Annotated in this window: 15 protein-coding genes and 1 pseudogene; 9 read left to right on the top strand and 7 right to left on the bottom strand. The window is 49.9% G+C overall.

What is annotated here, in order from left to right; genetic code table 11:
- The coding region (locus tag AQR02_RS33735; RefSeq protein WP_280818606.1) for an alpha-L-arabinofuranosidase C-terminal domain-containing protein at nt 1-886 on the top strand (886 nt) is incomplete at its 5' end.
- Between the two features lie 22 nt (nt 887-908).
- On the opposite strand, the gene AQR02_RS07850 is transcribed toward AQR02_RS33735, so the two are convergent.
- Both AQR02_RS07850 and AQR02_RS07845 read right to left on the bottom strand, forming a co-directional pair.
- Entirely contained in the window at nt 909-1,598 is a 690-nt protein-coding gene (locus tag AQR02_RS07850) for an LrgB family protein (RefSeq protein ID WP_054940100.1), read from the bottom strand.
- Nucleotides 1,595-2,011: a CidA/LrgA family protein gene (locus AQR02_RS07845; protein ID WP_054940099.1), complete on the bottom strand. Its 417-nt coding sequence runs from the start codon at nt 2,009-2,011 to the stop codon at nt 1,595-1,597. The genes AQR02_RS07850 and AQR02_RS07845 overlap by 4 nt, the downstream gene beginning before the upstream one ends.
- 287 nt (nt 2,012-2,298) lie before the next feature.
- On the opposite strand from AQR02_RS07845, the gene AQR02_RS07840 reads away from it, so the two are divergent.
- Nucleotides 2,299-2,637 (top strand): winged helix-turn-helix transcriptional regulator, encoded by a 339-nt coding sequence (locus tag AQR02_RS07840; protein ID WP_054940098.1) that lies wholly within the window; start codon nt 2,299-2,301, stop codon nt 2,635-2,637.
- Between the two features lie 75 nt (nt 2,638-2,712).
- On the opposite strand, the gene AQR02_RS07835 is transcribed toward AQR02_RS07840, so the two are convergent.
- Nucleotides 2,713-3,090: a YkvA family protein gene (locus AQR02_RS07835; protein ID WP_082451720.1), complete on the bottom strand. Its 378-nt coding sequence runs from the start codon at nt 3,088-3,090 to the stop codon at nt 2,713-2,715.
- A 124-nt stretch (nt 3,091-3,214) separates the two neighbouring features.
- On the opposite strand from AQR02_RS07835, the gene AQR02_RS07830 reads away from it, so the two are divergent.
- From AQR02_RS07830 to AQR02_RS07820, 3 genes are all read left to right on the top strand, one after another.
- Complete coding sequence (locus AQR02_RS07830) at nt 3,215-4,054, top strand: sugar phosphate isomerase/epimerase family protein (RefSeq protein ID WP_054940097.1); 840 nt, start codon at nt 3,215-3,217, stop codon at nt 4,052-4,054.
- Between the two features lie 308 nt (nt 4,055-4,362).
- Complete coding sequence (locus tag AQR02_RS07825; protein WP_148449074.1) at nt 4,363-5,370, top strand: glycosyltransferase family 4 protein; 1,008 nt, start codon at nt 4,363-4,365, stop codon at nt 5,368-5,370.
- 165 nt (nt 5,371-5,535) lie between these two features.
- A complete protein-coding gene (locus AQR02_RS07820) occupies nt 5,536-6,312 on the top strand; it encodes an SGNH/GDSL hydrolase family protein (protein ID WP_245237207.1) in 777 nt (258 codons plus the stop codon).
- Nucleotides 6,313-6,386: 74 nt separating this feature from the next.
- Here AQR02_RS07820 and AQR02_RS07815 read toward each other — a convergent pair whose 3' ends face one another.
- Nucleotides 6,387-7,472, bottom strand: a complete 1,086-nt coding sequence (locus AQR02_RS07815) for a tetratricopeptide repeat-containing glycosyltransferase family 2 protein (protein ID WP_054940096.1) — start codon at nt 7,470-7,472, stop codon at nt 6,387-6,389.
- Nucleotides 7,473-7,719: 247 nt separating this feature from the next.
- Here AQR02_RS07815 and thiD point away from each other — a divergent pair, with 247 nt between their 5' ends.
- Nucleotides 7,720-8,532 carry a bifunctional hydroxymethylpyrimidine kinase/phosphomethylpyrimidine kinase gene (gene thiD, locus AQR02_RS07810; RefSeq protein ID WP_054940095.1) on the top strand — a complete coding sequence of 271 codons (813 nt, stop codon included), beginning with the start codon at nt 7,720-7,722 and terminating at the stop codon, nt 8,530-8,532.
- A gap of 104 nt (nt 8,533-8,636) precedes the next feature.
- Here thiD and AQR02_RS07805 read toward each other — a convergent pair whose 3' ends face one another.
- Together AQR02_RS07805 and AQR02_RS35095 are read right to left on the bottom strand one after the other, a co-directional pair.
- Nucleotides 8,637-9,545: a hypothetical protein gene (locus AQR02_RS07805; protein ID WP_054940094.1), complete on the bottom strand. Its 909-nt coding sequence runs from the start codon at nt 9,543-9,545 to the stop codon at nt 8,637-8,639.
- 240 nt (nt 9,546-9,785) lie between these two features.
- A complete protein-coding gene (locus AQR02_RS35095) occupies nt 9,786-9,911 on the bottom strand; it encodes a hypothetical protein (protein ID WP_280818605.1) in 126 nt (41 codons plus the stop codon).
- Between the two features lie 215 nt (nt 9,912-10,126).
- Here AQR02_RS35095 and AQR02_RS07800 point away from each other — a divergent pair, with 215 nt between their 5' ends.
- The 3 genes from AQR02_RS07800 (at nt 10,127) to AQR02_RS07790 (ending at nt 12,458) form a co-directional block, all read left to right on the top strand.
- Nucleotides 10,127-10,360 carry a ferredoxin gene (locus AQR02_RS07800; protein ID WP_054940093.1) on the top strand — a complete coding sequence of 78 codons (234 nt, stop codon included), beginning with the start codon at nt 10,127-10,129 and terminating at the stop codon, nt 10,358-10,360.
- A 112-nt stretch (nt 10,361-10,472) separates the two neighbouring features.
- Nucleotides 10,473-11,561: a low temperature requirement protein A gene (locus AQR02_RS07795; RefSeq protein ID WP_054940092.1), complete on the top strand. Its 1,089-nt coding sequence runs from the start codon at nt 10,473-10,475 to the stop codon at nt 11,559-11,561.
- Nucleotides 11,562-11,678: 117 nt separating this feature from the next.
- The gene (locus tag AQR02_RS07790) at nt 11,679-12,458 is read left to right on the top strand and encodes a helix-turn-helix transcriptional regulator (RefSeq protein WP_054940091.1); all 780 of its coding nucleotides are present in this window, start codon (nt 11,679-11,681) and stop codon (nt 12,456-12,458) included.
- Nucleotides 12,459-12,510: 52 nt separating this feature from the next.
- Here the strand turns inward: AQR02_RS07790 and AQR02_RS33725 are convergent.
- Nucleotides 12,511-12,995, bottom strand: a pseudogene (locus AQR02_RS33725) (glycosyl hydrolase 115 family protein); the annotation flags it as partial.

Below are 12,995 nucleotides of genomic sequence, written 5' to 3'. Positions count from 1 at the left end.
GCTAGTCGCCTGCGGCAGCTCAGGCAGAGGAATGAGCACCTTCGCGGAATGGGAAGCAACTGTACTGGATCTCAGCTATGAGAATGTGGACTACCTGTCTTTGCACGCCTATTACAACAATAATGATGGCGATACGCCAAACTTTCTCGCCCAATCACTGGATTTGGACCAGTTTATCGACAGTGTAGCTGCTACATGTGACTATATCAAGGCCAAAAAGAAAAGCAAGAAGAAAATCTATCTCTCGCTTGATGAATGGAACGTATGGAAATCCCAGGGAACGAGCCGCGCGGAACAGCTTTGGCAGATCGCACCGCCGGAATTTGAGGATGTATATACATTGGAAGACGCGCTGGTCGTTGGCTGCTGTCTGATCAGTCTGCTGAAGCATGCGGACCGGGTGAAAATGGCCTGCATCGCCCAGCTGATCAATGTCATCGCACCGATTATGACCGAAAATGGCGGTCCGCTCTGGCTGCAGACAACCTATTACCCCTATATGCATGCTTCCGTGTACGGCCGGGGAACTGTACTGCACCCTCTGATTACCAGCCCAAAATATGATTCGAAGAATTTCACCGATGTTCCATACCTGGAAGCGGTCAGTGTCTACAATGAAGAGCTGGGTGAGGTGACGGTATTTGCCGTAAACCGCCATTTGTCCGAAGGCCTGGAGCTGACTGTGGATCTGCGCAGCTTCGGTGCTGCAACTGTGCTCCAGCATACCGTACTGGAACATGAGGATATTTACGCAGCCAACACCCGTCAGAACCCGGGAACCGTACTTCCGCATGATCGCGGAAATGCCTCAGCGGAGGGGGGGCGGGTCAGCGCGCTGCTGCCCAAAGCTTCCTGGAATGTTATCCGTCTGCAGGTCAACCCTTAGCAGATAACCTCCAGCAATTCTGTTAGTGGTACATCATCCAGGCGACGAGCGGACCGACTATTGAGCCGACAATAGCACATACTGTCATTGCGACTGAGCTCATGGAAACGGACTGCTCGCCGTATTCCAGCGCTTTGGCAGTACCAAGCGCATGCGATGCTGTTCCAAGCCCAATACCGATCCCGGATTCGCTGCGGATTCTGAACAATTTAATGATGTAGGGACCGCCAATAGCACCGGTGAACCCGGCAATCATTACAAAAACTGAGGTTAGAGAGGAATCTCCTCCCAGGTTGCCTGAAATTTGAATCGCCACAGCAGTCGTAATCGATTTGGGCAGGATCGATAGCACATAGATTTTGGAGAAGCCGAGACTGGCCGCCATCAGCAGCCCGCTCAGCATGCCTACCAGCAGACCTGTTAATGTTCCGCCTAGTACCGCCGGCAGATTCTCCCAGAGTACATTCCGCTGTTTGTACAACGGATAAGCGAGAGATACTACAGCGGGTCCCAGCAGACGGTTAATCCACTGTCCGCCAACCATATAAGTGTCATAGGAAATATGAAATCCTAGCAGCAGCACAACCACAGTAAAAGTCGCAGTCAGCGCCGGTAAAAGGACAGGAAGACGGTACCGTTTGTATAGCAGGGCTATCATCAGATATATCACAACATTGAACAGAACGAACCCGGCAGCAAGCAGAATTCTCATGCTTCCTTTCCCTTCTCTCTAATCCCTCTGGCGCGGAAGGGCCGTCTGCTGCTGCGGCCTGCACTCAAGCCGGCAATCCATTCGCTGGAATGCGCAGTCACTACCATGGTAAGCACGCTGCTTACCACCAGAATGCCAATCAGCAGCAGCCCTCTGCCGCTGAAGATGTCCAGATGATTCATAATTCCCGCGGTTGCGGGTATGAAAAACATAGGAAGATAGGCAAGAATAAAGGAAGAGCCGTTCTCAATCAGCTTTACTGGTACAATTCGGAGCAGCAGCAGTACAAAAAGCAGCAAAAGCCCGACGATACTGCCGGGAACCGGGAGATGAAGCAGCTTTTGCAGATAGTCCCCTATCAAGTAGAACACATACAATAGTCCGACCTCGGCAATGACACGAATGATTTTCATGTTGCAGGAATCCCTTCAATCTAGAAATGAGAAACGTCATCTATAATACTTACCTTCTTAGCCTAGCGACCTTTCAGTAAATTTTCAATCGTTTTTCGCACCTTCTCAATATTTTCACAAAAAAGAAACCTCTCTGTAAGCGGCGGTTAACCTGTACCCGCTTCAATAGAGAGGTTTCTTATAATATATCCCGGTAATTTGCAGCTGCCGCCTACATTACACCCACTGAATTACCTGATCGGCTGTTTGTCTTGTTTTGCCGCGGGGCTCATGAATGCGGTATCCGAATGCTGCCATGCAGGCAATTCCGAAATCCGGAAGGTGCAATTGCTTGTCCTGTTGAATTTACGCTTGACGTTATCGGAGGGAAATGGAAGGGTGTGCTGTTATACCACCTGATGGATGAGAAGAAACGGTTTAATGAATTCCGGCGGATCTGCCCCGGAATTACCCAGCGCATGCTGACGCTCCAGCTTCGGGAACTGGAAGAAGACGGTGTGGTGCACCGGGAAGTCTATCATCAGGTTCCGCCTAAGGTAGAATATTCATTGACCGAATTCGGCAAAACCCTGATTCCAATCATCAAGCTTATGCGGGACTGGGGCGAAGTTTACAAAACAAAATAGCTTTCCTCGGAAAGCTGCGGGCAGAGAGAAGCAGATGCTGGGGTGTAGGCACAAGGCCGCACCCTCTTTTGTATATCAATCTCCATCGTTAAAAAAATCCTCTGACTTCTGCCGGTGTTCATCTGTGACCTGTCCGGCAATTGCGCGCACACCTGCGGCAATGATTGCCGCGTCATCCGTAAGCCCAAGCCCGAGCAAAGCATCCGGAATGGTGTCGAGCGGTGAGATAAAATAAGCGAGCGCCCCGAAGGCAATGCCCTTGGCCCAAAGCGGGGTTTTGGCATCCAGGGCACAGTAATACATCGCTACAGCATCCTTGGTAAACGGAATTTTGCCGGCGAATTTTTTGGTTTTACGCCAGAAGTTTTTTTTCACCAGCTGCTCATTCGCTTGGCTGTATTTAAATTCCCCGGCCGAAAGGTCTGCCGGAATTTTAGCTTTGTCTAGTTCCATTATTCATCCCTCCTACTAGCATTTACCCCATTCTGCTATTCTTGTCTCTGAACTTTTACGTTGCAAGTAGTTGAAAGCGTTATTAATATAAATGGTAATACGAAATTATCGCATTTAAAAGGAGATGTTTCTCATTCGCTTCGGAACTTTGGCCCATACTGCCGGTTGTCTGCCCCTCCATACTCTGACTTCGACCCTGCAGGCCCATGATATTGATTTCGTACAGCTTGCCTTGACCAAGGCTATCCAGGATATTGATACTTCCCCAGGCAAGCTGAGTCCAGGACTGGCTAATTATATCGGCGAGCAGTTCGACAAAGCCGGCATCCGTATCGGCGTGCTGGGCTGCTACATTGATCCCATCCACCCCGACCCCGCTGTACGCAGGGCGGAGATTAACCGTTTCAAGGAGCAGCTGCGTTATGCCAAGCAGTTCGGGGCCCCTATGGTAGCCACCGAAAGCGGCGGCTTGAATACTTATAAAGCTTCAGCACCAGAGCAATATGAAGAAATCGGCTGGCAGACCTTCAAGGCTACACTGGAGGAATTGGCCGAGGAAGCGGAAAAATGGGGTGTGTTTGTAGGAATTGAAGGTGTCAGCACTCATACTTTAGCCACCCCGGCTCATATGCGGCGTATTCTGGACGAAGTGCCGTCCAGCTCCATCGGAGTCGTATTCGACCCCTGCAATCTGATCGGTGATGATCTGCACAGGCAGGATGAAATTGTGGACACCGCCTTCAATCAGTTCGGAGACCGGATTATTCTGGCCCATTTGAAGGATATATACGACGAAGGTAATATAATCCGTCACGGCGTACCGGGCCGGGGACTGTTCCATACCGCTCATTTTTTGAACAAGCTTCAGGCTCATAAGCCGATGATTGATGTCTCGCTCGAGGAAATCACACTGCCCGTGTTCAATGAGACTGCCGCCCTATTACACAGCCTGCGCAGCAGCTAAATAGGCCGTGACTCATAGTACTCCCCCTTCAATAGACTGGCCGGTGTGGTAAGCGTAATTCACTGCCGCAGCGGCCAGAAAATTCTGGATGCCCCGAAATAGACGCATGACCTTCCCCCGGTACTTTTCCCTATCCGCTGAATAAAATGGTATACAAAAGCATTAATGCCAATCCAGCGCTACTATAGAAGGGAAGCGATCGGCGATGAGGTTCACATTCCCCATTCTCACCTTATGCCATGGCGGGGCGCAACGGATGCTGGTGGAGCTTACCAATGGTCTTACCGCTCTGGGTCACCAGGTAGTTATTGTCATGCCGGCGGGGGGGCGATATTTCTTACGAGGTTCACTCCACCGTTCACCGCACCAATCACACGGTGCTTCGCGAATCCGATTTTCCGGCCAGTGATATTATCGTTTCCAATTTCTACACCACTGTGTCTGTGTCCGAAGCGGCAAGCCTTAATGGCAAAGGTATGCATGTCCGCCTCTCTTTATGTTATGAGCCGCTGTTCCTCCCGGACAACAGTGTATCTTTCCCATCCTACAATACCACTTCCAGGTTGATTGTGTTATCCGAATGGCAGCGGGAGATCATTGCCCTTAATCATGGCATTACGGGCAGCATTGTACCTGTAGGCATCAGCTCCAGCTTCAGCAACAGGCATATCCGCCACAGACTGCAGGAACCGATGAACATAACCGCCATCCTCCGAAAAGTCGAGAACGGTTTCTCCTGGCACCGCGAACAGGATTATCTGGTCCGGCAGCTGGACATTGTTAAACAGAATCTTCCGGATGTGAAAATCAATTTCATCAGTCCGCCTGACGAGTTCTACAGCTCGGAATCTTTGCAAAACATGAAAGCAAGCGGTAAATACCGCTTCTTCACCCCACAGAATGACGAAGAGCTCTGCTATCATTATAACGGAGCCGATATCTTTGTCAGCTCCAGTATTTTTGACAGCGGCTCTTTGCCCGGACTGGAAGCAATGCGCTGCGGAGCCGCCTTCGTCACCGTCTACTCCGGAGGCAATATGGAGTATGCCAGACATGAAGAAAACTGCCTGCTCTCTTACCGGTATGAGAACCGGCTGGCTGAAGATATTATCCGGCTGGTAAGGGACCATGTACTGCGAATCCGGCTGGCTTCACAGGGAGAGGCTGATTCAAAAAGCTGGACCTGGGAGAACAGTGTCCGGATTATGGAACGGACGGTTACCCATTTTTTGCAGGGCATCCCTTTTGTTGATCCGCCCAGATCGGTGCAGGCCATGCTTCGCCGGACTGACAGCATGCCGACAACCCGCAAGTAACCGTCACTATAATTATGGTGCAGCAGCAAATCCCCGGATGACCGGAGTTTTGCTGCTGCTTCGTGTTGGCAATTGCAAAAAACCATGACATCTATACATAGGCACCGTACCATGTATGGATTACACTTGTATTATGTACACTAGGGATATCGGAGGTGTGGCGCAATGATGAGTAAAGACTTGGATCATGAATTGAATTATAGTGCCAGTGCACAGTTCAAATATATGGTCAGCGGGGACTCGATTTCGAAAGGGGTCATCTATGACGAAGCCAGAAGCAAATATGTCATTCTTGAAGACAACTATGTTTCACTGCTTCAGGGCAAGCTGAAGGGGGCAATGCGCAATACCGCCAGATTCGGCAATACACTGTTGAAGGGCTTCACCAATCTGAAGCGGGATGTACTCAAGGAGAAGCCGGATGTTGTGCTGATCGAATACGGCGGAAATGACTGCGACTTTTACTGGGAAGAAATTGTGAACAATCCTGAGGCAGAGCATAATCCCAAGACCGATTTCTCCGCTTTTGAAGGAATGCTCCTCGATATGATCGACTTCCTGAAAAAACAGGGAGTGATGCCGATTCTTATGAGTCTCCCTCCGCTTAATGCGGACAGTTATTTCAAATGGGTCAGCGGAAACAAACCGGAATCGGAAGTCACTATCCTGAAATTTCTGGGCAGCGTGACCAAAATCTACTGGTGGCAGGAGAGATACAACTCCACAATCATTAAAGTTGCCGAGATCACAAAGACCAAAATTATCGATGTACGGGGGGCTTTTCTCCAGCAGCCGGATTTCACCAAATTTATCTGCCTGGACGGAATTCATCCGAATAAAGAAGGGCACCGGATTATTTATGACAAGGTACTTGATTTCATCCGCAACAGCGAACCCCAGCTGCTTCTGGACAGCACAGGACACGCTGCCGCGGGCCGTTAAGACCAAAAATACAATCCTTGGGTGCACTTACTGTATCCAAGGATTTTTGCTGTGTGTCCATTATGGCCAGGAGCTCAAGTCGTATAGCGCTCACCAAGCAGGTTTTGGAAATAATTACGGTTAAACAGCATACTTGGATGAGACGGGTGATACCGCAGGGCTGTTTCATTATATAAATTCGCCTTCTCATGCTGGCCCAGCCGGTCATAGCATAACGCGAGCTGAAGAATGGGCAGCCAGGTGGAGTATGCCTCATTACGCACACCCATTGGAGCCTTATCCGGGGGCAGACCCGCCGCCAGCTCATACCAGTACACTGCCGTGAGCAGCTGGCCTTTCTCCAAATGCCAGGCGCCGAGCAGGCAGCAGAACTCCGGCCGGGGCCGGTCATATTGCAGGGTTCTGCAAAGGGCCGCGAACGCAGCTTCCTTGTCCCCCAGCCTTTCCCTGCATTCAGACAATCTCAGACAGGCCTGATAGTTATCCTCGATCCAGCCCTTCCCTCCACTCAGGAACTGCTCATAATAATCACCGGCCTCCCCGTACAGCCCATGGTCACGCAGCTCATTCGCATAATAAAATTGATCCCGCGGTGAAAAGTGCTCCCCTTCCGCCGCCCGTTTCTGATAGATCCGCAGATTGCGGTCAGTGAATGCTTTGTCTTTTTCATGGAAAATACAAACATCGCTGGTAAGTGAAGGTCCATACACCTCAAGATATTCATGAACCGGACCTATCCACTTAAAATTACAGCTGCGGCGGACAAGACGGTTGCGGCGTAAAGAAGCGGTCACATTCCCGGCCTTGTCAAAAGCCAAGTTGTACTGCATATTCACAGTGTCTATACCTTCGGGCAAGCATCGCTTAAGCTCCATAAACCGCTGCTGGTCCTCCTCCTTCAGGTAATCATCCGCATCCAGCCAGAAAATATACTCCCGGGTGGCTTTGCTGAAGGCAAAATTCCGCGCTGCCGAGAAATCGTCAATCCATGTAAAATCATAAATTACCGCCCCGAAGGATGCAGCGATGGCCTTAGTCTCATCGGTTGAGCCTGTATCCACTATAATGATCTCATCGGCAATGGCTTTAACCGAGGCAAGACAGCGGGACAGGCTGTTCTCTTCGTTGCGGACAATCATGCAAAGGCTGATTTCTATCATCATATCCTCCTGACCGGTTCATCGCTATCAACCGTTTTATGCTCCTATATGGATATGCAAGGCCGGCGGATAGAAACCCTGTACTTACCCATACCGCTCTTTCTATCCGCTTTTTGACGACTCCTGAAGTGATATTTGTTATAATATCGGAGAACAAGTACAAACGGCGTTGCCGTCCTAATAGGGGCGGTATACGTTTCTGCGAGAAAGAGCAGGATAATATATATACATAAAGGGGACGTTCGCTTTGTCAAAAATTATTAAAACCCTAACTATAGCCGGAAGTGACTCCAGCGGAGGCGCAGGAATCCAGGCTGACTTAAAAACGTTTGAGGAATACGGCACGTATGGTTTCAGCGCATTAACCACTATCGTTACGATGGACCCGGATAACGGCTGGCATCATAACGTCTACCCGATTGAGGCGGCTATTGTTGCGGAACAGCTTAAGACTATCTTCGCCGGCGGTCCTGTCGATGCAATGAAGACCGGCATGCTGGGCAGTGTGGATATCGTGCTTGTGGCAGAAAAAGCAATTAAAGACAATCATCAGACCAACGTAGTTATTGACCCTGTTATGGTCTGCAAAGGCGAAGATGAGGTATTAAACCCTGAGAGTGCAAATGCGATCCGTGATTTGCTGCTGCCGCTCGCAACGGTAGCTACTCCTAATTTGTTCGAAGCCGGTGTACTATCCGGCCTGGGTAAGCTGACTACTCTTGAAGAAATGAAAGAGGCTGCACGTCTGATCCATAAGTTGGGTACCCAAAATGTGGTTGTCAAAGGAGGCAAGGCGCTGGGCGGCGATCTGGCCATTGATGTCTTCTTCGACGGCACAGACTATACGGTGCTGGAAACCGCAAAAATTGAGCCGGCCTATAACCATGGCGCTGGCTGCACCTTCGCCGCCGCGATCACAGGCGGACTGGCGAACGGATTGTCCGTGCATGAAGCAGTGGCCAAAGCGAAGGACTTCGTCTCGGCAGCGATCCGCAGCGGATATGCCTTCAACCAGTATGTCGGGCCTGTATTCCACGGCGGCTACCGTCTGGAGCAATAGGACAAGCTGTTTACAAGGCAATAGCTTGCATACCCATAACAAACAAACCGTGCACCCTTATTCAGGGACACGGTTTGTTTGTTTCTTATCTATTTTAATCATACTTACTTTGCAGGAGTCTCCCCGGCGATATGCTCAATTAAGGCGATAGCCTTGTCCTTCACTTCATCGTCGGCGAGCACACCGATGATCATATCCTCATCTCCGCGGTTAACCGGCAGTGCAGCAACAAACGGTGAGTCCGAAATATCGACGCCGTACAGCTCTTCCTGTCCGCTATCCGGGTTCTTTCCCCATTTCAGTCGCGGATCGTCTTTGGCGATTTTTCCGCTCTCAACAATACTCTTAATATCCTGGAAGCCATCCTGTCCGCCGATCCATGCCAGAGTAGCCTCATCGAGGATCAGAATATCCGGATGATTCGCGGCCAGCTCCACCACGGTTTTCTGCATAAAGTTCATATCGAACGAATCTGCACCTTCACCGGTTCTTGGAAGATAGGATATGCTCGCATCTACCCGCTTCCACTCCGGATACTGCTTAATTATTGCTTCATTCAGTGTGTCAGTTTTTCCGCTGGGATCCTGGAGCCCGAAATTGCCGATAAACATAATTGACGCATCGAGCGGCGGCAGCGAGGCCAAATACTTTTTATGCTGCCAGTTGTTATACAAGGCATTGCCCGCAACTGCAAGCACGATCAGTACGATCACCGTGACGATCACATGGGTTTTATACAGGCGGATGAACCGTTCCCACTTACTCGCTGCACCTGAGAGCTTGCCGTATTTCGCCAGCCGCTGCTGTTCCGCTTCACTAATCTCCTGCTCGTCCAGACTGTCCAAAATGAACTTAAAGGCCTGAAAATCCTCCTCCGGAGCAGATCTTTCGTCACCTTTGGATTTGGAGCGCCGCCGTTTCAGCAGGAGGTCAAAGCGTTTATTTATCTCTTCTCTGGATACGTTTTCAGATAATCCTAACCGTTCATATGCCTGCTTCAGCTTCTCATTCACATTAATATCTCCTTTGGTATGTATGATGCCAACTTCTTAGGAACTACTACTATTCTAACAGACATTCACTCCAATTCTCCAGTCTGACACCGGCCTAGGAAACTATCGTTAGCGTAAAGGCAGATTCACTACCTTTCCATCACCAGAAATTCCATCTGAGTCTCTCCATTTATTTTGATGAAACTGCCCAGAGTTCTAAATCCCGCATGGCTATATAAAGCAATGGCTCTTTGGTTGAATTCAGCTACGGTCATCCGATGAATTGTATAGGGAGTACGGCGGCTCATATTTCCATTTGCCAATCTCAAGAGCATCCTGTTTCTCCATCAACCTAAGCTTATAGGTTACATTATTATCGTATGCCATTCGTTCTTCATCCTCCTGTTTAACTCTTCCCGTAAATAGTGCTGTGCTTAATTTATAGCACTTGGCGTAAATTCGTCAACAGCATGTCACAAAGTAACCTTCGAAACTGTGGTTTCGTCCGGATAACTGGAATATAAAGCATTGGTTTACATATACATGCCACTAGATACGGGGATTTAACTGCTTCATAAAAGGCGAAAGGGAGGAAACAAATCATGATCGTATTTGCCAGTGTTAATCAGGAAGAATGCATCGCCTGCGGTGCCTGTAACTCAGCTGCTCCGGATATTTTTGATTTGGATGATAGTGGAATCGCTACCGTGGTTTTTGCGGGTGACAACAATCGCGGTGTTACAGCCATTGCTGAAGAGCTGCAGGATGAGCTGCAGGAGGCTTTTGACAGCTGTCCTACCCAATGCATCCAGCTTGCTGAATCACCGTTTGCCTAAAGAATTCATCTGCACAAATGCCTTGCACTGACTCCGCGAAAGCCTTTATGATAGGGAAAACCCACGGAAGCCGGAATGAACCTATCCGAATGGCAGAGGAGGCCCTGTGCAAATGACCGAAAAGAAAGTAACCTGGCTGGAGCTGTTCTATGACCTTCTGTTTGTCGCTGCCGTATCCAAAGCAAGCCATGTGCTGCTTCATGTAGAGGACGAGACTCTCTCTCTTGAGACACTGGGCAAATTCGTACTAATCTTCATCCCGATCTGGTGGGCCTGGGTGGGGCAGACACTGTTTGTAAACCGATTTGGGCAGGATAGTGTCTCCCACCGGATCTTTCTGATCATCCAGTTATTTTTCGTGCTGATTATGACGGCAAGCCTGTCCGTGGATTTCGATGCCACATATCATTCATTTCTGATCGGCTACATCGGACTCCGGGTGATGACCGCGGTGCAGTATCATTACGCGCACGCTAAGGAAGAAGGCCATTTACGGGCTACCGCCCGCTATTTCGGGACCCGTTTCTGGATTGGGCTGGCCATCTCCGCCTGCTCCCTGTTCTTTGATTCGTGGGTGCGTTATGCCGTGCTATATGCCGGAATCGCCCTCGACATTATCCTTCCATTAACTGGGAGAAAAATCCTGCTGAAGACCCCAACGAATACGCATCATCTGTTGGAGCGTTTCTCTCTGTTCGCGCTGATCCTGCTCGGTGAATCTGTAGTCAGCATCCTCGCGGTGCTGCAATCCAGCACTTGGACACCGGAATCCGTGACCTTTGCAGCGCTGGCCTTTGTGCTGATTATTGCGATGTGGTGGCAGTATTATGACAATCTGGAAAAGAAGGTAGACAAGCATGTGCAGACTGCCGGACAGACGATTATCTACGGACATCTGTTCATTTTTCTGTCGCTGTGCACAATCGCCGCAACCATTCAGCTCCTATTCCTGAATAAGCTTCATTATGAGCTGATGGTCAATCTGTTCTTCGGCTCGGTGGCGCTTTATTTTGCATCTACTACCCTCGTTTTCCATGTCTACAGGCACAAGCAGCACAGGCTGGGAATCTTTCAACTGTCACTCCTGGTAGCGCTTCTGGCCTGCTTATACATCCTGGATAGGGTATTCCACGTATCCAATGTGCTGATGATGGGCGAAATGGCACTGTTCTTTGCGGTTTATGCCAAGATCACGACATGACCCGGACAAGTAATAACTAATAAACGCAAGCAGCCGCTGGTAAGGGGATTCCCCGCCAGCGGCTGTTTAAATTTGAAGAGGGATGCTATGATTTAGCAGAAGGAGGAGCAGCTAAGAATGGACATTTACAAATATGAGCATCTGGTTCCAAACGTCTTTCTGTTCGTGGACCGCAGATCCTTCCCGGACTGGGAGATTGGCCGGAGCACCATCGATTTCCATGATCTTACCTTCATCGTAGAAGGGAAATCCAACTACTACATAAACGGGGAGAAATTCACCGTGGAAGCAGGCGATATGCTCTATGCCCCTTCCGGCAGTATCCGGCAAGCCCATACCTTCAAGGAGGCGCCCATGCATTCCTTTGCCTTTAATTTTGTCTGGGAAGGTGCGGACAACCATGTGCAGCTTCCTTTCGGGACGGTCACCAAGAACTGGAGGACCAAAGAGCTCCTGGAAGATATCCGGGAATTCTCGCATGTCTGGATGGACAAACAGCCCTTTTACAAAATGAAGGCCCGGGCCATCTTCCAGCTGATTATCTACCGCCTGCTCTGTATCGCCCACCATCAGCAGGCGCCGCTGGTTGATCCCCGAATCCAAAAGGCAGTAGCCTATATCATGGATCATTATGCAAAGGATGTCACCATACAGGAGCTTGCCGGGTTGGTTGGCCTGAACCCTGAGTACCTGGGCAAGCTGTTCAAGCAGAACACCGGCGCCACCTGCAAAGAATTCCTCAACCGGGTACGGGTGAATAACGCCGAGATGATTCTGACGGCGGGCGGCTTTAATGTATCCGAAGTAGCAGAGCACTGCGGCTATCATGACGCCGCGTATTTCAGCAATGTCTTTAAAAGCATCAAGGGTTATCCTCCGTCATCCGTCCTGAGATAACGTAACGCCCGGGACACTCACGGACATTCATGTTCAGCCGTGAAGTTGTACTCTATTGCGCCGGCTGCCCTGTATAAAAACTCTCTACCGGGCCCAGGTACGAATAAGGGAGCGGCACAGCAGACAGCACCAGCTTTTGCAGGACCAGACCGGCATCCAAGCCGTAGAAACGGAGGGTATGGATCCCTTTGGTCAAGGTATGGCGGGTAGTCGTGGTATGAATATTGTCCATCACGGCATGGCACCAGGCTGCATTATCATGATTGCCGCCCTCAAAGTCCGCAGGCAGAGCGTCAGCAATAACCGGTGTCCCGTTATCAAAGCCTGTCGCATATTTCAGTCCGCTGGTCAGTGACAGATGATTCGTCGGGGCAAGATACGAGGTCAGACTGTACTGCCCGTTCTGCCGCACCATTACCCGGTATTCCAGATATGGTGCATGCTCCGGTCGCCCGAAGGATACCCCGTCCGGATACATTTTGACCGAGGACAAGGTTCGCCCTAGTTTTCGATGATCTTCCATTCTACCCCTGACTT

The sequence above is a fragment of the Paenibacillus ihuae genome (genome assembly GCF_001368795.1).
In the GTDB taxonomy this organism is placed as follows: domain Bacteria; phylum Bacillota; class Bacilli; order Paenibacillales; family Paenibacillaceae; genus Paenibacillus_AQ; species Paenibacillus_AQ ihuae.
The sequence above is the reverse complement of the archived record's forward strand: the minus strand, read 5'-3'. Positions and strand labels throughout refer to the sequence as shown.

Coding starts and splice junctions, on each gene's coding strand:
- AQR02_RS07850 (WP_054940100.1), bottom strand. CDS start 1,598: ATGAGAATTCTGCTTGCTGCCGGGTTCGTTCTGTTCAATGTTGTGATA.
- AQR02_RS07845 (WP_054940099.1), bottom strand. CDS start 2,011: ATGAAAATCATTCGTGTCATTGCCGAGGTCGGACTATTGTATGTGTTC.
- AQR02_RS07840 (WP_054940098.1), top strand. CDS start 2,299: ATGCTGCCATGCAGGCAATTCCGAAATCCGGAAGGTGCAATTGCTTGT.
- AQR02_RS07835 (WP_082451720.1), bottom strand. CDS start 3,090: ATGGAACTAGACAAAGCTAAAATTCCGGCAGACCTTTCGGCCGGGGAA.
- AQR02_RS07830 (WP_054940097.1), top strand. CDS start 3,215: ATGTTTCTCATTCGCTTCGGAACTTTGGCCCATACTGCCGGTTGTCTG.
- AQR02_RS07820 (WP_245237207.1), top strand. CDS start 5,536: ATGATGAGTAAAGACTTGGATCATGAATTGAATTATAGTGCCAGTGCA.
- AQR02_RS07815 (WP_054940096.1), bottom strand. CDS start 7,472: ATGATAGAAATCAGCCTTTGCATGATTGTCCGCAACGAAGAGAACAGC.
- AQR02_RS35095 (WP_280818605.1), bottom strand. CDS start 9,911: ATGGCATACGATAATAATGTAACCTATAAGCTTAGGTTGATGGAGAAA.
- AQR02_RS07800 (WP_054940093.1), top strand. CDS start 10,127: ATGATCGTATTTGCCAGTGTTAATCAGGAAGAATGCATCGCCTGCGGT.
- AQR02_RS07795 (WP_054940092.1), top strand. CDS start 10,473: ATGACCGAAAAGAAAGTAACCTGGCTGGAGCTGTTCTATGACCTTCTG.
- AQR02_RS07790 (WP_054940091.1), top strand. CDS start 11,679: ATGGACATTTACAAATATGAGCATCTGGTTCCAAACGTCTTTCTGTTC.